Below are 17,257 nucleotides of genomic sequence, written 5' to 3' on the forward strand. Positions count from 1 at the left end.
ATTCCTCGATCAGACAACGCGATAGGGAACGATCCGCCGCGTCTCCGGCTCCACGGCGATCGCACGATCGGCGGGGGGAAAAGCCCGCTGGTCGCAATCCGCGCGCGGACACAGCCGGCACGATATGCCGATCGGCATCGCCGCGCCTCCCCGGTCGACCGCGTCGGCATAGACGAAGTCGGCGGCGTGGCTCGCCTCACAGCCCAGCACCACCGCGAACCGGCGCGGCGCGCGCGTGAACCGGCCCGACGGCTTTACCAGCCCCTTCGCCATCGAGATGTAGCGGACGCCGTCGGGCGTCTCCGCCTGCTGCACCAGGATACGGTCCGGGATCGCGACCGCCTCGTGGACATGCCATAACGGGCAGGCCCCGCCGAACCGCGCGAATTGCAGCCGGGTCGCGCTGTGCCGCTTGGTGATGTTGCCCGCCATGTCGACGCGGCAGAAATAGAAGGGCACGCCCGCCGCTCCCGGCCGTTGCAGCGTCGACAGGCGGTGGCACGCCTGTTCGAAACTGATGCCGAACACCCGCGACAGCCGGTCGATATCGTGGCGCACCCGCCGCGCCTCGCCGCGATAGCGTTCATACGGCATCAGCAGCGCGGCGGCGGCATAATTGGCGAGGCCCAGTTCCAGCAGGTGCCGCGCCTCCACGCTCGCCAGTCCCGATTCCGCGACGATCGCCGCGACCTGATCCGCGAACGCGAGCGTTGCTAGCCGGTGCGCGATCTGGAACCGCCGGCTTTCGGGCGGCAGCGCCCCGGCCAGCACCAGCAGGCCCGGCCGGTCGCGGGCCAGCGGCGCATCGCCATCGTCGTCGGTGACCACCGCGATGCCGCGGCCGTGCAGCGCAGCGACCAGCGCCGCCTCCCCCAGCCCGCCGCCGCCGGTGGCGAGGGTCGTGGCCAGCGCCTCGCCCGCGCGATCGAGGGGATCGATGTAGTTGCCAGCCGCATGGAACCAGTCGCGCACCGCCTCCCAGGGCAGGCGCGCGTCGCCGCCCGCGACCAGCGTTTCCTCCGCCACCGCCAGCCGTTCCTCGGCATCGCGCTTGGCGGCGTGGAGCGCGATCAGCCGGTCGGCGATGTCGGGCCGCTCCTCCGCCAGCCGCACGGCCGCCTCGGGCGGCAGCGGCGCCAGCGCCGGATCAGCCAGCGCCGCCGCCAGTGCCGCGACCCGCCGCGCCGGTGCCTCGTCGGCGATCGCGGCCAGTTCCTGCGGGTGATGGCGCGCTAGTGCGGCGATCACGGCGGCGGTCAGCGGGCGTTCGTCCCCCTCCAGCTGCGACAGGTAGCTGACCGACAGGCCGAGTCGCGCCGCCATCGCCCGCTGGTTCAGCCCAGCCGCCCGGCGCAGCGCGCGCAGCCGTTCGCCGGCATAGAGACGGGGCGGGGCCATGCCCCGGCTTAGTTCGCAACTGCTTCATTCGCAACTTCGCAAGTTCACATTTGCGCGAGAGCGGCGACGCGGGCAGGAAGCGACGGCGCGTTTGCAGGAGGATGCCTTTGTCGTCGACCATCGCAATGTTGGAGGCGAAACGCGCAGGCGCGAAGCTGGGCGGCGGCGAAAAACGCATCGCCGCCCAGCATGGCAAGGGCAAGCTGACCGCGCGGGAGCGGCTGGACGTGCTGCTGGACGAGGGATCGTTCGAAGAGATCGACATGTATGTCGAGCATAACTGCGTCGATTTCGGCATGGCGGATCAGATGATCCCCGGCGACGGCGTGGTCACCGGATCGGGTACGATCAACGGCCGGCTCGTCTATGTCTTCAGCCAGGATTTCACGGTGTTCGGCGGCTCGCTGTCCGAACGCCATGCCGCCAAGATCTGCAAGGTGATGGACACCGCGCTGCGCGTCGGCGCGCCGGTGATCGGCCTGAACGACTCAGGGGGCGCCCGCATCCAGGAGGGGGTCGCCTCGCTCGGCGGCTATGCGGAGGTATTCCAGCGCAACGTGCTGGCCTCCGGCGTGGTGCCGCAGCTGTCGCTCATCATGGGGCCGTGCGCGGGCGGGGCGGTCTATTCGCCGGCGATGACCGACTTCATCTTCATGGTGAAGGATTCCAGCTACATGTTCGTCACCGGCCCCGATGTGGTCAAGACGGTGACGAACGAGGTGGTGACGCAGGAGGCGCTGGGCGGCGCGGTGACGCACACCACCCGCACCAGCGTCGCCGACAACGCGTTCGAAAACGATATCGAGGCGCTGCTGGCGGCGCGCGACTTCATCGATTTCCTGCCGCTGTCGAACCGCGAGGCGGTGCCGGAGCGGCCCACCGCCGATGCGTGGGACCGGGCGGAACCGGGGCTGGACACACTGATCCCCGCCTCTGCCAACCAGCCCTACGACATGCACGAGCTGATCCGGAAGGTCGTCGACGAGGGCGATTTCTTCGAGACGCAGCCGGCGCATGCCGCCAACATCATCACCGGCTTCGGCCGGATCGAGGGGCGCACCGTCGGCTTCGTCGCCAACCAGCCGATGGTGCTGGCGGGTGTGCTCGACATCAATTCGTCGAAGAAGGCGGCGCGGTTCGTGCGTTTCTGCGACGCGTTCGAGATTCCGATCGTCACCTTCGTCGACGTGCCGGGCTTCCTGCCGGGCACGGCGCAGGAGCATAACGGCATCATCAAGCACGGCGCGAAGCTGCTGTTCGCCTATGCCGAGGCGACCGTGCCCAAGATCACCGTCATCACCCGCAAGGCGTATGGCGGCGCGTACGACGTGATGGCGTCGAAGCATCTGCGCGGCGACCTGAACTATGCGTGGCCCACCGCCGAGATCGCGGTGATGGGCGCGAAGGGCGCGGTCGAGATCATCTTCCGCGGTCGCACGCCCGAGGAGATCGCCGAACGGACGGCCGAATACGAGGCGCGCTTCGCCAATCCCTTTGTCGCGGCGGCCAAGGGCTTCATCGACGAGGTGATCCAGCCCCACTCCACCCGCCGCCGCATCGCGCTCGGCCTGCGCAAGCTGCGCGGCAAGCAGCTGGAGAACCCGTGGAAGAAGCATGACAACATCCCGTTGTGATGCGGCCGGCGATCTACATCATGACGAATAAGCCGAACGGCACATTGTACGTCGGCGTGACATCGAACCTGCCGCAGCGGGCGTGGCAGCATCGCGAGGGTGTCGTCGACGGTTTCAGCAAGCGATACGGATGCAAGTCGCTCGTGTGGTTCGAGGCCGCCGATACGATGGAAGCGGCGATCATGCGCGAAAAGCAGATCAAGGGCGGCTCGCGGGTGAAGAAGCTGGCGTTGATCGAGGCCATCAATCCCGGATGGCACGACTTGTACGAGCAGATCATGCATGGCTGAATCACACTATCCTTCCGTCATTGCGAGCGTAGCGAAGCAATCCAGGGCCCCGCGCGGAACACTGGATTGCTTCGCTACGCTCGCAATGACGGAGAGGCGTTTGACGATGGAAGAAGGTATCCAGCCATGACCCTCGGCCGCCTCAACCACATCGGCATCGCGACGCCGTCGATCGAACGGTCGGTGGAAACCTACCGCACCCTGCTCGGCGCGACCGCGATCGGGGCGCCGTTCGATCTGCCCGCGCAGGGCGTGCGGGTGTGTTTCGTCGATGCACCCAACACCCAGATCGAACTGATCGAGCCGCTGGACGATAGCTCGCCGATCGCAGGCTTCCTGCGCAGGAATCCGGCGGGCGGGCAGCATCACCTGTGCTTCGAGGTGCCCGATATCGACGCCGCGATCGCCGACCTGACCGCAAAGGGCGCGACCGTGCTCGGCCAGCCCCGGATCGGCGCGCATGGCACCCCGATCATCTTCGTCCACCCGCGCGACATGGGCGGGTTGCTGGTCGAGCTGATGGAACAACCGAAGGACCATTGATGGCGCCCGTGAACATCCGCACCGACCGGCGCGGCGACGTGCTGGTCGTCACGCTCGACCGCCCCGACCGGCTGAACGCCGCCCCGCCGGCGATGTTCGAGGAGATCGCGGCGGCCCTGCGCGAACGGGACGGGGCGCGCGCCGTGCTGGTGCAGGGGGCGGGTCGTGCCTTCTGCTCGGGGGCGGACGTGGCGGGCGGCGCGCTGTCGGCGGCCGATCCGGGGGCGGCGACCCACCGCGCGCTGACCGACAGCTACAATCCGACGCTGGCGATGATCGCCGATCTGCCCGTACCGGTGGTCAGCGCGGTGCGCGGCCCGGCGGCGGGGATCGGCTGTTCCCTCGCGCTCGCCGCCGATTTCTGCGTGGCGGGCGACACCGCCTATTTCCTGCAGGCATTCGTCAATATCGGTCTCGTCCCCGATGGCGGCGCGTCGTGGATGCTGCCGCGCCTGATCGGCCGGCCGCGCGCCCTGCGGATGATGATGCTCGGCGAACGGGTGCCGGCCGCGACCGCGCTCGACTGGGGCATGGTCCACGATGTCGTGCCCGACGCCGAACTGGACGATGCCGCGTTCGCGCTGGCCGAGCGGCTCGCCGCCGGACCGACGCTGGCGCTGGGCGCGATCCGTCGCCAGCTCCACGCCGCACAGAATGCCGACTATGCCGCCGCGATGGCGCGGGAGGCGGACAACCAGCGGGCGATGCGCGGCACCGCCGACGCCGTCGAGGGCGGTCGCGCGTTCCTCGAAAAACGCAAACCGGCATTCCGGGGCAACTGACATGGCCGAGATCGAGATCAACACCGGCGAGGATACCGGCGCGGCCCCGCCCGCACCGCCCCAGCCCGAACCCACCCCGCAGCCGACACTGGCCGACTGGCAGGCCGCCGCCGCGCGCGAGGTGAAGGGCCGCGACCTGACCTGGCCGACGCCCGAGGGCATCGACGTGAAGCCGCTCTACACCGCCGAGGACGTCACCGCCGATCCCGGCCTGCCTGGTTTCGCGCCGTTCACGCGCGGCGTGCGCGCGTCGATGTATGCGGGGCGGCCGTGGACGATCCGGCAATATGCCGGCTTCTCCACCGCCGAGGAATCGAACGCCTTCTATCGCCGCAACCTTGCCGCCGGGCAGAAGGGGCTGTCGGTCGCGTTCGATCTCGCCACGCACCGCGGCTACGACAGCGACCATCCGCGCGTGACCGGCGATGTCGGCAAGGCCGGGGTCGCGATCGATTCGGTCGAGGACATGAAGATCCTGTTCGACGGCATCCCGCTCGATCAGATGTCGGTCAGCATGACGATGAACGGCGCGGTGATCCCGATCCTCGCCTTCTTCATCGTCGCGGGGGAGGAACAGGGCGTCGATCGCAAATTGCTCGACGGGACCATCCAGAACGACATCTTGAAGGAGTTCATGGTCCGCAACACCTATATCTACCCGCCCGGCCCCTCGATGCGGATCATCTCCGATATCATCGCCTATACCGCGGCCGAGATGCCGAAGTTCAACAGCATCTCGATCAGCGGTTATCACATGCAGGAAGCCGGTGCGACGCAGGTGCAGGAACTGGCCTTCACCATCGCCGACGGCCGCGAATACGTCCGCGCGGGGGTGGATGCCGGGCTGGATATCGACAAATTCGCCGGCCGCCTGTCGTTCTTCTTCGCGATCGGCATGAACTTCTTCATGGAGGTGGCGAAACTGCGCGCCGCGCGTACGCTGTGGCACCGGGTGATGACCGATCTGGGCGCGAAGGACGAACGGTCGAAGATGTTGCGCACGCATTGCCAGACCAGCGGCGTGTCGCTGCAGGAACAGGACCCCTATAACAACGTCATCCGCACCACGATCGAGGCGATGGCCGCGATGTGCGGCGGCACCCAGAGCCTGCACACCAACGCGCTGGACGAGGCGATCGCGCTGCCGACCGATTTCTCCGCCCGCATCGCCCGCAACACCCAGATCGTGCTGCAGGAAGAGACGGGGATGACCAAGGTCGTCGATCCGCTCGGCGGCAGTTATTATGTCGAGGCGCTGACGCAATCGCTGGTCGACCAGGCATGGACGATCATCGAGCGGGTCGAGGTGGAGGGCGGCATGGCGGCGGCGGTCGCGGCCGGCTGGCCCAAGGCGATGATCGAGGAAGCCGCCGCCGCGCGGCAGGCCCGCGTCGACCGGGGCGAGGACGTGATCGTCGGCGTCAACAAATACCGGTTGAAGGACGAGGACCCGATCGACATCCTCGATGTCGACAACGTCGCGGTGCGCGAGGCGCAGGTCGCGCGGTTGCAGACGATGCGCGCGACGCGGGACGAGGCGGCGTGCCAGGCGACGCTGGGCGCGCTGCGCGACGGGGCGGCGGGCACTGGCAACCTGCTGGCGCTGGCGGTCGAGGCCGCGCGTGCGCGCGCCTCGCTCGGCGAGATTTCCGCCGCGATGGAGGTGTCGTTCGGGCGCTACGGGACGCAACCGACGCCGGTCAGCGGCATCTATGGCGGCGCTTATGTCGACGATCCTCGCTGGGCACGGCTGACCGACGGGGTCGACGCCACCGGGCGCCGGCTGGGCCGCAAGCCCCGGATGCTCGTCGCCAAGATGGGGCAGGACGGGCATGATCGCGGCGCCAATCTGGTCAGCAGCATGTTCGCCGATCTGGGGTTCGAGATCGTGCCGGGCGCGCTGTTCCAGACCCCGCAGGAGGTAGCGGCGCTGGCGCTGGAGCGGCAGGTCGACGTGGTCGGCGCCTCGTCGCTGGCGGCGGGGCACAAGACGCTGATCCCCGAGCTGATCGGCCATCTGCGCGACGCCGGACGCCCGGATATCAAGGTGATCGCCGGCGGCGTGATCCCCGCGCAGGACTATCAGGCGCTCCGCGATGCGGGCGTGCAGGCGATCTTCGGCCCCGGCACCAATCTTGTGCAGGCGGCCGAAGAGGTGTTGAGGCTGCTCGGCCATAACATGCCCCCCCAGACCGAGGCTGCAGAATGACCGTCGATACGCTTACCCGCCCGCTCGCTGCCGCTCCCGCCGCCGACCCGCGCACCGACTGGACCCGCGCGGAAATCGCCGCATTGTTCGACCTGCCCTTCGCCGAACTGATGTTCCGCGCGCAGACCGTCCACCGCGCGCACCATGCGGCGGACGAGGTGCAGCTATGCACGTTGCTGTCGATCAAGACCGGCGGCTGTCCGGAGGATTGCGGCTACTGCTCGCAATCCGCCACCGCCGACAGCGGGCTGAAGGCGGAAAAGCTGATGGAGGTCGACGCCGTCCTCGCCAGCGCCGCCGCGGCGAAGGCCGCCGGCTCGCAGCGTTTCTGCATGGGCGCGGCGTGGCGAAACCCCAAGGACCGCGACATGGCGAAAGTGGTCGCGATGGTCGAGGGGGTGAAGGCGATGGGGCTGGAAACCTGCATGACGCTGGGGATGCTGGAGGCGGGGCAGGCCCGCGCGCTGGCCGAGGCCGGGCTCGATTACTACAACCACAACATCGATACCTCGCCGGAGAATTACGGCAACGTCATCACCACCCGCACCTTCGCGGACCGCCTGGAGACGCTGGGCCATGTCCGCGACGCCGGCATTTCGGTGTGCTGCGGCGGCATCGTCGGGATGGGCGAGACGCGCGGCGACCGGGTCGGCTTCGTCCACGCGCTCGCTACCCTGCCGCGCCATCCCGAAAGCGTCCCGGTCAACGCGCTGGTGCCGGTGAAGGGCACGCCGCTGGGCGACATGCTGGCGGACACGCCGATGGCGAAGATCGACGATATCGAATTCGTCCGCACCGTCGCGGTGGCGCGCATCACGATGCCGCGCAGCATGGTCCGCCTGTCCGCCGGGCGCGAGAGCATGTCGGAAGCGACGCAGGCGCTGTGTTTCATGGCGGGCGCGAACTCGATCTTCACCGGCGACAAGCTGCTGACCGCCGGCAACGCCGGCGACAGCGCCGACGCTGCCTTGCTGGCGAAGCTGGGCGTCCGGCCGATGACGGGCGCGGAGCCGATGCGGGCGGCGGTGGCGTAATGCCCACCATCCTGCGGATCGGGCCGTTCCGCCTGTATTTCTACAGTCACGAACCCAACGAACCGCCGCATGTCCATATCGATCGCGGCGAGGCGACGGCAAAGGTCTGGCTGGAACCGGTCGACGTCGCGAAGAGCCGCGGCTTCCGTGCGCACGAGATCAATGGCATCCTTGCCATGGTCGTCGAACACCGTCCGATGCTTCTGGAGGCATGGCATGAATATTTCGGCTAGGATCACCGACGAACGGGTGCTGGACGTGCGGTTCGACGCAGCGAGCCTGATCGTCGATCTGATGGATGGTCGCACCATTTCCGCACCGCTCGCCTGGTATCCCAGACTGGCCCGGGCGACGCCCGAATCCCGCGCGATCTGGGAAAAGGCCGGCGGTGGATACGGCATCCACTGGCCGGAAATCGACGAGGATCTGAGTACCGATGGATTGCTGCGCGGCGCACCGGCCGTCAGTTCACGGTGAACGACAGGCCCGCAGTCGCCTGAAGCATATAATAAGAACCGGGAGAGGTCGTTGTTCAAGAAAATCCTGATCGCCAATCGCGGCGAGATCGCGTGCCGGGTGATCCGCACCGCGCGGGCGATGGGGATCGCGACGGTCGCGGTCTATTCGGATGCCGATGCGCGCAGCCCGCATGTGCTGCTCGCCGACGAATCCGTGCGGCTGGGGCCGGCACCCGCCGCCGACAGCTATCTGAAGGCGGAGTTGATCCTGCTCGCCGCCAAGGAGACCGGCGCGGATGCGATCCATCCCGGCTACGGTTTCCTGTCGGAGCGTGAGTCCTTCGCCCGCGCCTGCGCCGATGCCGGCATCGCGTTCATCGGCCCGCCGCCGGAGGCGATCGCGGCGATGGGCGACAAGATCGAATCGAAGAAGCTGGCGCGCGCCGCCGGGGTCAACGTCGTCCCCGGTTTCCTCGGCGAGATCGACGATACCGACTATGCGGTGCGGATCGCGGGCGAGATCGGCTATCCGGTGATGATGAAGGCGTCGGCCGGCGGCGGCGGCAAGGGGATGCGGCTGGCGTGGTCCGAACAGGACGTGCGCGACGGGTTCGAGGCGACCAAGCGCGAAGGGCTCGCCTCGTTCGGCGACGACCGCGTCTTCATCGAGAAGTTCATCGAAAGCCCGCGCCACATCGAAATCCAGCTGCTCGGCGACCAACATGGCACCATCGTCTATCTCGGCGAGCGCGAATGTTCGATCCAGCGCCGCCACCAGAAAGTGGTGGAGGAGGCGCCGTCGCCCTTCGTCACCCCCGCGATGCGCCGTGCGATGGGGGAACAGGCGGTCGCCCTCGCCCGCGCGGTCGGTTATTTCAGCGCGGGCACGGTCGAACTGATCGTGTCGGGCGCGGATACCAGCGGCACCGGTTTCTACTTCCTGGAAATGAACACGCGGTTGCAGGTCGAGCATCCCGTGACCGAGGAGATCACCGGGCTCGATCTGGTCGAACAGATGATCCGCGTCGCGGCGGGCGAACCGCTCGCCTTCACGCAGGACGAGGTGCGGCTGGACGGCTGGGCGATCGAGACCCGCGTCTATGCCGAGGACCCGTATCGCGGCTTCCTGCCCAGCATCGGCCGACTCGCGCGCTACACCCCGCCGCAGGCGGGCGCGGATGACACGGTGCGCGTCCGCGTCGACGACGGCGTCGTCGAGGGGGGCGAGGTGTCGATGTTCTACGACCCGATGATCGCCAAGCTCGTCACCTGGGCGCCGACGCGCGAGGCGGCGGTCGATGCGCAGATCGGCGCGATCGACTCGTTCGAGATCGAGGGGCCGGGCACCAATCTCGATTTCCTGTCGGCGCTGATGCAGCATCCGCGCTTCCGCGCCGGCACGATCACGACCGGCTTCATCGCCGAGGAATATCCCGACGGCTTCACCGGTGCGCCCGCCGGGCCGGCGCTGCGCCGCACGCTGGCCGCCACCGCCGCCTTCGCCGCCACCGCCCATGCCGATCGCGCCCGGCGGATCGACGGCCAGCTCGGCCACCGCCTGTCGCCGCCGGCAGACTGGGCGGTGCGGATCGACGGGGCCGATCACGACGTCCACGTCTCGGTCGACGGCATCACCGTCGATGGCGAACCGCTCGATTTCGCCGCCGAATACACCCCCGGCGATCGGCTGGTCGAGGTGGAGAGCGACGGCGAGGGCGTGGCGATCCGCATCGCCCCGGTGCCCGGCGGGTTCCGGCTCGCCACGCGCGGCGCGGTCCACAAGGTCCGCGTGCTGCCCGCGCATGTCGCCCCCTATGCCCGCCACCTGATCGAGAAGGTACCGCCGGACCTGTCGCGCTTCCTGCTCGCACCCATGCCGGGCCTGCTCGTCCGGCTCGACGTGGGCGAGGGCGACCGGGTCGAGGCGGGACAGGCGCTGGCGGTGGTCGAGGCGATGAAGATGGAGAACATCCTGCGCGCCGGCAAATCGGGTATCGTGAAGACGATCGGCGCGCGGACGGGTGACAGCTTGGCGGTCGATCAGGTCATCCTCGAACTGGAATAGCGCTTGCCCGCCCGGTCGGGGACCGTCGTCGGCCCCAGCCCCGAACCTGTCCCTCGCCGTCACCACGGGCCTGTCCCGGGATACGCTGTGCCGCAAAAGCGCCGGCCATCCGGCGTGCGGCACGGCGGATGCCGGGGCATGCCCGGCATGACGGCGATCGGAATGGGACGGTTTGCCAATGGGGTAGGCAGGGAACCGGCTTTCCCCACCGCGCGTCGCGACAATCTGCGACAGAAAAGCGCTGGACGCTGACCCGCCTGCCCGGCACCTATGGGGCCATGCAGCGCGCCCGCGTCCTTTTTCTCGCCACCGCGCTCGCCGGTTGTTCGGTCGGCCCGGACTATCGCCCGCAATCGCCCGCCGAACTGGGTGTGCCCGTCGGTTTCTCGGTCCCCGCCGCCCCCGGCGCGGCGGACCTGACCCGCTGGTGGAACCGGTTCGACGATCCGGTGCTCGGCCGCCTCGTCGAACAGGCGGCGGGCGCGAACACCGATCTGGCGCAGTCGGTGGCGCGGTTGCGGCAGGCGCGTGAATCGCTGCTGCAAAGCCGGTCGCAACTGCTGCCCACCGTGTCCGGATCGACCGGCTATCAGCGCAACGAGAATCTGCGCGGCGGCGGCCGCTCGTTCACCTTGCCCGACGGCACCGTCGTCGACACCGGCGGCGGCGGCACCAACAGTTTCTCGGTCGGGCTGTCGGCCAGCTGGCAGGTCGGCATCTTCGGCGAACTGCGCCGCACGGTCGAGGCGACGCGCGCACAGTATGAGGCGGCGGGCTTCGACTATGCCGCCGTGCTGCTGTCGGTGCAGAGCGAGGTTGCCCGCAACTACGTGATCGCGCGGGGCCTTCAGGCACAGCTCGCCAATGCGCGCGCCTCGCTGGCGATCCAGGACGACAATCTGGATATCGCCGGCTTCCGCGTGCAGGCCGGCCTCGTCTCGTCGCTCGACAGCGAGCAGGCCCGGTCGCAGCGCGCGCAGACTGCCGCGACGATCCCCTCGCTGGAACAGCAATACAACGCCGCCGTCTCGCGCCTCGGCGTGCTGACCGGGCAGGCGCCCGGCGCGCTCAAGCCCGAACTGGCGGCGACGCGGCCGATCCCGCTTGCGCCTGCCACGGTCGGGATCGGCATCCCCGCCGATATCCTGCGCCGCCGGCCCGACGTGCGCTCGGCGGAACGCGCGCTGGCCGCCGCCACCGCGCAGATCGGCGTGGCGAAGGCGCGGCTCTATCCTGCGCTGGCGATCACCGGCAACATCAACACCAACGCCACCTCGATCGGCAATATCGGCGATGCGATCACCGGCGGGCTGTTCGCCGGGCTGACGCAGGCGATCTTCAACGGCGGCCGGCTGCGCAGCGCGGTCCGCACGCAGGAGGCCGCCGCCGACGCCGCGCTTGCCGCGTACAAGGGCACCGTGCTGCTCGCGCTGGAGGATATCGAGAACGCGATCGTCGCGCTCACGACCGCGCAGGCGCGGACCCGGGAGTTCACCGTCGCGCTCGATGCCGCGAACAACAGCGCGATCCTCGGCCGCAGCCAGTATCGCTCGGGCCTGACCGACTTCACCACGCTGAACCAGCAGGAAACGGCGCTGCTGTCCGCGCGCAACGGCCTGACCCAGGCGCGCGCCGATGCCGCCGCCGCGCAGGTCGCGCTGTTCGTGGCGCTGGGCGGCGGCTGGGATGCGACGACGGTGCCGCAGGCACCGCCGCGCGTGCTGCCCGCCGGCACCACCGCGCGACCTGTTCCCGTCACGACGACCACCCCCGCAAGCGAGACCCGTTGATGGCCGACCAGAGCACCGACGAATTTCTGGGCGTGAAGGCGGTGCCGGCCTGGCGTCGCTACGTCAAATGGGTGGTGATCGTCCTCGTGCTGGCCGGGCTGGCGCTGCTGCTCAGCCGCTGTTTCGGCGGCAAGGACGCGGTGCAATATTCGACGCAGGCGGTGCGGCAGGGCAACCTGACCGTCAGCGTCTCCGCCACGGGCAAGCTGGCGCCGACCAATCAGGTGACGGTCGGCTCGCAATTGTCGGGCCTCGTCACCCGCGTCGTCGTCGATGTCAACGACCGCGTCACCGCGGGTCAGCCGCTGGCGCTGATCGATCCCGAACAGATCGACGACCAGATTCGCGCCGCGCAGGCGACGCTCGCCGCCAATCAGGCGCAGGTCGGGCAGGCGCAGGCCACCGTCGCGGAGGCGAACGCGCAGCTGGCCCGCCTGAACGAGGTGTATCGCCTGTCGAACGGCCGCGTCCCCTCCGCCACCGAACTCCAGACCGGGCGCGCCAATGCGCAGCGCGCGGTCGCGGGGCTGAAGACCGCGCAGGCCAACGTCGCCGCCGCCGCCGCCCAGCTGGCGCAGTCGCAGACGCAGCGCAGCCGCGCGATCATCCGCAGCCCCGTCTCCGGCGTGGTGCTGGCCCGACAGGTCGATCCCGGCCAGACCGTCGCCGCCTCGTTCAACACCCCGACGCTGTTCGTCATCGCCGAAGACCTGACCAAGATGAAGCTGGAGGTCGCGATCGACGAGGCGGACGTGGGCGCGGTGAAGCTGGGGCAGAAGGCGAATTTCACCGTCGATGCCTTTCCCGGCCGCACCTTCCCGGCGACGATCACCCGCGTCGATCTCGGCTCGAACCTGACGGTCAGCGCCGCCACCGCCTCCACCTCGACCAGCACCACCGCCACGACCGGGCAGGTGGTCAGCTATGCCGCCGACCTGACCGTCGCCAATCCCGACGGCCAGTTGCGCCCCGGCATGACCGCGACCGCCGATATCGTCACCTCCGATCGGAAGGGCGTGCTGCTCGTCCCCAACGCCGCGCTGCGGTTCAAGCCGGCGGTGGCCGGCGCGGGCGGGAAGGGCGGCATCGCCGGCTCGCTCACCTTCCGCCCGAATCGCGACCGGCCCGAACGCACCGCCACGCTGGGTCGCGGCGCGACGCAGACGGTGTACGTCAAGGGCGCGGACGGCACGCCGCAGCCGGTCCAGATCGTCACCGGCGACAGCAACGGCACCATGACCGAGGTGATGAGCGGCGCGCTGAAACCGGGGGCCGAGGTCATCACCGGCCAGTTGGCGAACGGCACCGACACCGCCGCCGCCCCGCGTCGTCCGGGGGGTGCGGGTGCCCGGTAACGCCACCCGCGCCGCCGTCCCCGCGGCAGAGGGAACGCCGATGGCCGAACCCATCATCTCGCTGCGCGGCGTGACCAAGGTCTATGGCAGCGGCGCGACGCAGTTCCAGGCGCTGAAGGGCGTCGATCTCGATATCGCGGGCGGCGATTTCGTCGCGGTGATGGGGCCGTCGGGATCGGGCAAGTCGACGACGATGAACATTCTCGGCTGTCTCGACATGCCGACGGCGGGCGCCTTCACTTTTCGCGGCCATCATATCGAGACGCTCGACCGCGACCAGCGCGCGCTGCTCCGCCGCAAATATCTCGGTTTCGTGTTTCAGGGCTTCAACCTGTTGTCGCGCACCTCCGCGCTGGAGAATGTCGAACTGCCGCTCCTCTACCGGGGCGAGGATCGCAAGACCCGGCGCGAGATGGGCATGGCGGCGCTGGAGAAGGTCGGGCTGGACCGGTGGTGGGATCACACCCCCGCCGAACTGTCCGGCGGCCAGCAGCAGCGCGTGGCGATCGCCCGTGCGATCGTGACCAGCCCCGACGTGCTGCTCGCCGACGAGCCGACCGGCAACCTCGATTCGGAACGCTCGGTCGAGATCATGCAGTTGCTTACCGCGCTCAACCGCGACAGCGGCATCACCGTGCTGATGGTCACCCACGAACCCGACATGGCGGCGTTCGCGCGCACCGTGGTGCATTTCAAGGACGGACTTGTGGAACGGATCGAGAGCCGCCACCGGCAGGGCGAGGCAGTGGAGGCCTGATGTTCGGCACCACCCTCGTCCTCGCGCTGCGCTCGATCCGGCGGCATCTGCTGCGGTCGTTCCTGACCATCCTCGGCATCGTCATCGGCGTCGGCGCGGTGGTGACGATGGTCACGCTGGGCAAGGCGACCACCGCCGCGGTCCAGCAGCAGATTTCCGCGCTCGGCACCAATGTGTTGCAGGTCCGCCCCGGCCAGGGCTTCGGGCGCGGCGGCGGCGGCCCGCGTCCGCCCGATTTCAAGCCGGAGGACGTGACCGCGATCGCCCGTCAGGTCGCCGGCGTCACCGCCGTCGCCCCGCAGGCCAGCAGCACCGCCACCGCGATCTACGAAGGCGCCAACTGGTCGACCACGATCAACGGCACCACCTCCGGCTTCCTGACGGTGCAGCCATGGCCGTTGACCAGCGGGCGCTACTGGACCCCGGCGGAGGAGGAGGCGGGCAAGGCGGTCTGCCTGATCGGCAACACCGTTCGCCAGAACCTGTATCGCGGTGGCGAGGCGGTCGGCACGCGGATGCGGCTGGGCAATATCAGCTGCGACGTGATCGGCACGCTCAACACGCGCGGGCAGGGCGGGTTTGGCGATCAGGACGATGTCGTCGTCATGCCGATCAAGGCGGTGCAGCGCCGCTTCACCGGCAGCCGCGATATCCGCCTGATGCTGGTCGGCGTCGATCAGGCCTATTCGACCCAGACCGTGCAGGCGGGCATCACCGATCTGCTGCGCGAACGTCGCAACATCGCCGGTGGCAAGGAAGACGATTTCAACATCTTCGACACCAAGCAGATTTCGGACACGCTGACCGGCACCACGATGCTGCTGACCCGCATCGTCGCCGCCGTCGCCGGGATCAGCCTGGTCGTCGGCGGCATCGGCATCATGAACATCATGCTGGTGTCGGTGACCGAACGGACGCGCGAGATCGGCATCCGGCTGGCGATCGGCGCGGTCGCGCGCGAGGTGCTGATGCAGTTCCTGGTCGAGGCGGTGGCACTGTCCTGCCTCGGCGGGTTGATCGGGCTGGCGCTGGCGCAGCTCGTGATCCTGTTGCTGGCACCATGGATGCAGGTGCCGTGGACGTTCGATCTTCAGATCAACATCATCGCCTTCGCCATCTCGGCGGTGATCGGCGTCGTCTTCGGCTATTTCCCCGCCCGCCGCGCCGCCGCGCTCAACCCGATCGACGCGCTCCGCCACGAATAAGGGCGGGGCGGACGAAGGAAGATCGCGCGGAAGACGCGGGGCGCAACGTCGATGACGTGCAACCCACCCATCCGTCGTTGCGAGCGTAGCGAAGCAATCCAGAGCGTCACACGCCGAACCTTGGATTGCTTCGCTTCGCGCACAATGACGGCCGGGATGGATCTAAACTCATCCCGTTCCAAACCCGTCCGCCCGACCCCGGACACCTCTGCGTTCTCCGCGCCTCTGCACGAACCACCTTTTGCCGGGCGACTCGTGTTCAGCGCAGGGCGCGCAGATCGTCGGGCGTATCGATGTCGACCAGCTCCGCTGGGTCGGTGAGGATATGCCGTCCCCCCCTTATCAGGTCGCGCGCGCCCGCGTCGCCCGTCAGGTCGAGCAGCGCATCGAACCGGTCGCGGCCGAACAATGCCGGCGGCCCGGGTTTCGTCCCGTCGCTCGATGCGATCACCGCATCGGCTGAACCACCGGCGTCCAGCAGACGCCGGACATGTGCCTCGGTCACCCGCGGCATGTCGGCCAGCACGATCAGCACCGCTGCGGCGCCGATCCGCTTCGCCGCCGCAACGCCCAGCCGGACCGATCCCGACATGCCGAGTTCGGGTCGACCGTTGGGAATGTCGGTATAGCCATGGCCGGCAAAATCGAGCCGGCACCCGCTCCGCACCACCAGCCGCGCACGAAACGGCACGGCCGCCAGCGTGCTGACGATATGCAGCCCCAGCGGTCGACCAAGCAAATCCGCTTCCAGCTTGTCCTCGGCTCCGAACCGTGCCGACCGGCCCGCCGCCAGCAGGACGAGGACGACGTCTTCAGCGTCGATCATGAAAGGCGCCGATCACCGCCGCCGCGATCGACAAGGCGATCTCCGACGGCCCGATCGCGCCGATATCGATGCCGACCGGCGCATCGATTTGGTCGATCGCCGTCGGGGCAACCCCGGCGGCGGCCAGCCGTTCCCGTCGCGCCGCGTGGCTCCGCCGGCTGCCCAGCGCACCGACATAGGCGGCCTCGCTGGCCAGCGCGGCGATCAGCGCGGGGTCGTCGATCTTGATGTCGTGGCTCAGCGTGACGACGGCGGTCGACGGCCCCGGCCGGTACGCCTCGATCGCCTCGTCCGGCCAGCGATCGTCCAGCATGGTACCGGGAAACCGCTCCGCCGTCAGGAAGCGGGCGCGCGGATCGATCACCACCGTGTCGATCCCCAGCTGGTGCGCCAGCCCGGTCAGCGCCTGCGCGATCTGCACCGCACCGACGATCAGCAATCGCCGCGGCGGATCGTAGCGGTTGACGAACACGCTGCCGGTTTCCGCAGGCCGAAGATCGGAATGCCCCGTCGCCAGATCGGTCGTCACCGCCAGCGCGTCGCCCCGTTCGCGCGCCTCGACGATGCGGTCGAACAGTTCGGGATCGAACCCCTCCGCCGACACCGGCTGCACCATCACCGCGATCTCGCCGCCGCACGGCAGGCCGACTTCCCATGCCGCCGCATCGGCGACGCCGTAGTTCTTCACCTGGAACGGCGCGCCCGCGATCACCTCGGCGGCGGTCTGGAGGATGTCGGTTTCGACGCAACCACCCGATACCGATCCCTCGAACCGCCCGTCCGCGTGGATCAGCATGTGGCTGCCGCGCGGGCGGGGGGCCGACCCCCAGGTCGACACCACCGTCGCCAGCGCCAGCCGGTCGCCCCGCCAGTCGCGTGCCGCCGCCAGCACGCTGTCGTTTTCGGCCATC

The 17,257-nt window shown here is 69.1% G+C and carries 16 protein-coding genes; 13 read left to right on the top strand and 3 right to left on the bottom strand.

Features of this window, described 5'->3' with window-relative positions; genetic code table 11:
• Window positions 1-9: 9 nt before the first annotated feature.
• Complete coding sequence (locus ABD719_RS17315) at window positions 10-1,398, bottom strand: helix-turn-helix domain-containing protein (RefSeq protein WP_344694615.1); 1,389 nt, start codon at window positions 1,396-1,398, stop codon at window positions 10-12.
• Window positions 1,399-1,505: 107 nt separating this feature from the next.
• Here ABD719_RS17315 and ABD719_RS17320 point away from each other — a divergent pair, with 107 nt between their 5' ends.
• The 13 genes from ABD719_RS17320 (at window position 1,506) to ABD719_RS17380 (ending at window position 15,520) form a co-directional block, all read left to right on the top strand.
• Complete coding sequence (locus ABD719_RS17320; protein ID WP_344694616.1) at window positions 1,506-3,032, top strand: acyl-CoA carboxylase subunit beta; 1,527 nt, start codon at window positions 1,506-1,508, stop codon at window positions 3,030-3,032.
• Window positions 3,032-3,322 (top strand): GIY-YIG nuclease family protein, encoded by a 291-nt coding sequence (locus tag ABD719_RS17325; protein ID WP_344694617.1) that lies wholly within the window; start codon window positions 3,032-3,034, stop codon window positions 3,320-3,322. The genes ABD719_RS17320 and ABD719_RS17325 overlap by 1 nt, the downstream gene beginning before the upstream one ends.
• A 126-nt stretch (window positions 3,323-3,448) precedes the next feature.
• Window positions 3,449-3,865, top strand: a complete 417-nt coding sequence (mce, locus tag ABD719_RS17330) for a methylmalonyl-CoA epimerase (protein ID WP_344694618.1) — start codon at window positions 3,449-3,451, stop codon at window positions 3,863-3,865.
• The gene (locus tag ABD719_RS17335) at window positions 3,865-4,647 is read left to right on the top strand and encodes an enoyl-CoA hydratase-related protein (RefSeq protein ID WP_344694619.1); all 783 of its coding nucleotides are present in this window, start codon (window positions 3,865-3,867) and stop codon (window positions 4,645-4,647) included. The genes mce and ABD719_RS17335 overlap by 1 nt, the downstream gene beginning before the upstream one ends.
• 1 nt (window position 4,648) lies before the next feature.
• Window positions 4,649-6,856 (top strand): methylmalonyl-CoA mutase, encoded by a 2,208-nt coding sequence (gene scpA / locus ABD719_RS17340; RefSeq protein ID WP_344694620.1) that lies wholly within the window; start codon window positions 4,649-4,651, stop codon window positions 6,854-6,856.
• Window positions 6,853-7,890, top strand: coding sequence for a biotin synthase BioB (gene bioB, locus ABD719_RS17345; protein ID WP_344694621.1), 1,038 nt, complete (start codon window positions 6,853-6,855; stop codon window positions 7,888-7,890). Before scpA ends, bioB begins: the two co-directional genes overlap by 4 nt.
• On the top strand, window positions 7,890-8,123 hold the full coding sequence (locus ABD719_RS17350; RefSeq protein WP_192127206.1) for a DUF4160 domain-containing protein: 234 nt from the start codon (window positions 7,890-7,892) through the stop codon (window positions 8,121-8,123). Before bioB ends, ABD719_RS17350 begins: the two co-directional genes overlap by 1 nt.
• Window positions 8,107-8,367: a DUF2442 domain-containing protein gene (locus tag ABD719_RS17355; protein WP_344694622.1), complete on the top strand. Its 261-nt coding sequence runs from the start codon at window positions 8,107-8,109 to the stop codon at window positions 8,365-8,367. The genes ABD719_RS17350 and ABD719_RS17355 overlap by 17 nt, the downstream gene beginning before the upstream one ends.
• Before the next feature lie 51 nt (window positions 8,368-8,418).
• Entirely contained in the window at window positions 8,419-10,413 is a 1,995-nt protein-coding gene (locus ABD719_RS17360) for an ATP-binding protein (protein WP_344694623.1), read from the top strand.
• Window positions 10,414-10,691: 278 nt separating this feature from the next.
• Entirely contained in the window at window positions 10,692-12,203 is a 1,512-nt protein-coding gene (locus ABD719_RS17365) for an efflux transporter outer membrane subunit (protein ID WP_344694624.1), read from the top strand.
• A complete protein-coding gene (locus ABD719_RS17370; RefSeq protein ID WP_344694625.1) occupies window positions 12,203-13,558 on the top strand; it encodes an efflux RND transporter periplasmic adaptor subunit in 1,356 nt (451 codons plus the stop codon). Before ABD719_RS17365 ends, ABD719_RS17370 begins: the two co-directional genes overlap by 1 nt.
• Before the next feature lie 40 nt (window positions 13,559-13,598).
• Complete coding sequence (locus ABD719_RS17375; RefSeq protein WP_344694626.1) at window positions 13,599-14,315, top strand: ABC transporter ATP-binding protein; 717 nt, start codon at window positions 13,599-13,601, stop codon at window positions 14,313-14,315.
• On the top strand, window positions 14,315-15,520 hold the full coding sequence (locus ABD719_RS17380) for an ABC transporter permease (protein ID WP_344694627.1): 1,206 nt from the start codon (window positions 14,315-14,317) through the stop codon (window positions 15,518-15,520). The genes ABD719_RS17375 and ABD719_RS17380 overlap by 1 nt, the downstream gene beginning before the upstream one ends.
• A 259-nt stretch (window positions 15,521-15,779) precedes the next feature.
• Here ABD719_RS17380 and ABD719_RS17385 read toward each other — a convergent pair whose 3' ends face one another.
• Both ABD719_RS17385 and ABD719_RS17390 read right to left on the bottom strand, forming a co-directional pair.
• The gene (locus ABD719_RS17385; protein WP_344694628.1) at window positions 15,780-16,346 is read right to left on the bottom strand and encodes a nucleotidyltransferase family protein; all 567 of its coding nucleotides are present in this window, start codon (window positions 16,344-16,346) and stop codon (window positions 15,780-15,782) included.
• Window positions 16,333-17,256: an XdhC family protein gene (locus ABD719_RS17390; protein WP_344694629.1), complete on the bottom strand. Its 924-nt coding sequence runs from the start codon at window positions 17,254-17,256 to the stop codon at window positions 16,333-16,335. The genes ABD719_RS17385 and ABD719_RS17390 overlap by 14 nt, the downstream gene beginning before the upstream one ends.
• Window position 17,257: the final 1 nt, after the last annotated feature.

It is taken from the genome of Sphingomonas cynarae, from assembly GCF_039537815.1.
Taxonomy (GTDB): Bacteria; Pseudomonadota; Alphaproteobacteria; order Sphingomonadales; family Sphingomonadaceae; genus Sphingomonas; species Sphingomonas cynarae.

Coding starts and splice junctions, on each gene's coding strand:
- bioB (WP_344694621.1), top strand. CDS start 6,853: ATGACCGTCGATACGCTTACCCGCCCGCTCGCTGCCGCTCCCGCCGCC.
- ABD719_RS17335 (WP_344694619.1), top strand. CDS start 3,865: ATGGCGCCCGTGAACATCCGCACCGACCGGCGCGGCGACGTGCTGGTC.
- ABD719_RS17315 (WP_344694615.1), bottom strand. CDS start 1,398: ATGGCCCCGCCCCGTCTCTATGCCGGCGAACGGCTGCGCGCGCTGCGC.
- ABD719_RS17380 (WP_344694627.1), top strand. CDS start 14,315: ATGTTCGGCACCACCCTCGTCCTCGCGCTGCGCTCGATCCGGCGGCAT.
- ABD719_RS17390 (WP_344694629.1), bottom strand. CDS start 17,256: ATGGCCGAAAACGACAGCGTGCTGGCGGCGGCACGCGACTGGCGGGGC.
- ABD719_RS17365 (WP_344694624.1), top strand. CDS start 10,692: ATGCAGCGCGCCCGCGTCCTTTTTCTCGCCACCGCGCTCGCCGGTTGT.
- ABD719_RS17355 (WP_344694622.1), top strand. CDS start 8,107: ATGAATATTTCGGCTAGGATCACCGACGAACGGGTGCTGGACGTGCGG.
- ABD719_RS17350 (WP_192127206.1), top strand. CDS start 7,890: ATGCCCACCATCCTGCGGATCGGGCCGTTCCGCCTGTATTTCTACAGT.
- ABD719_RS17385 (WP_344694628.1), bottom strand. CDS start 16,346: ATGATCGACGCTGAAGACGTCGTCCTCGTCCTGCTGGCGGCGGGCCGG.
- mce (WP_344694618.1), top strand. CDS start 3,449: ATGACCCTCGGCCGCCTCAACCACATCGGCATCGCGACGCCGTCGATC.
- ABD719_RS17325 (WP_344694617.1), top strand. CDS start 3,032: ATGCGGCCGGCGATCTACATCATGACGAATAAGCCGAACGGCACATTG.
- scpA (WP_344694620.1), top strand. CDS start 4,649: ATGGCCGAGATCGAGATCAACACCGGCGAGGATACCGGCGCGGCCCCG.
- ABD719_RS17375 (WP_344694626.1), top strand. CDS start 13,599: ATGGCCGAACCCATCATCTCGCTGCGCGGCGTGACCAAGGTCTATGGC.
- ABD719_RS17370 (WP_344694625.1), top strand. CDS start 12,203: ATGGCCGACCAGAGCACCGACGAATTTCTGGGCGTGAAGGCGGTGCCG.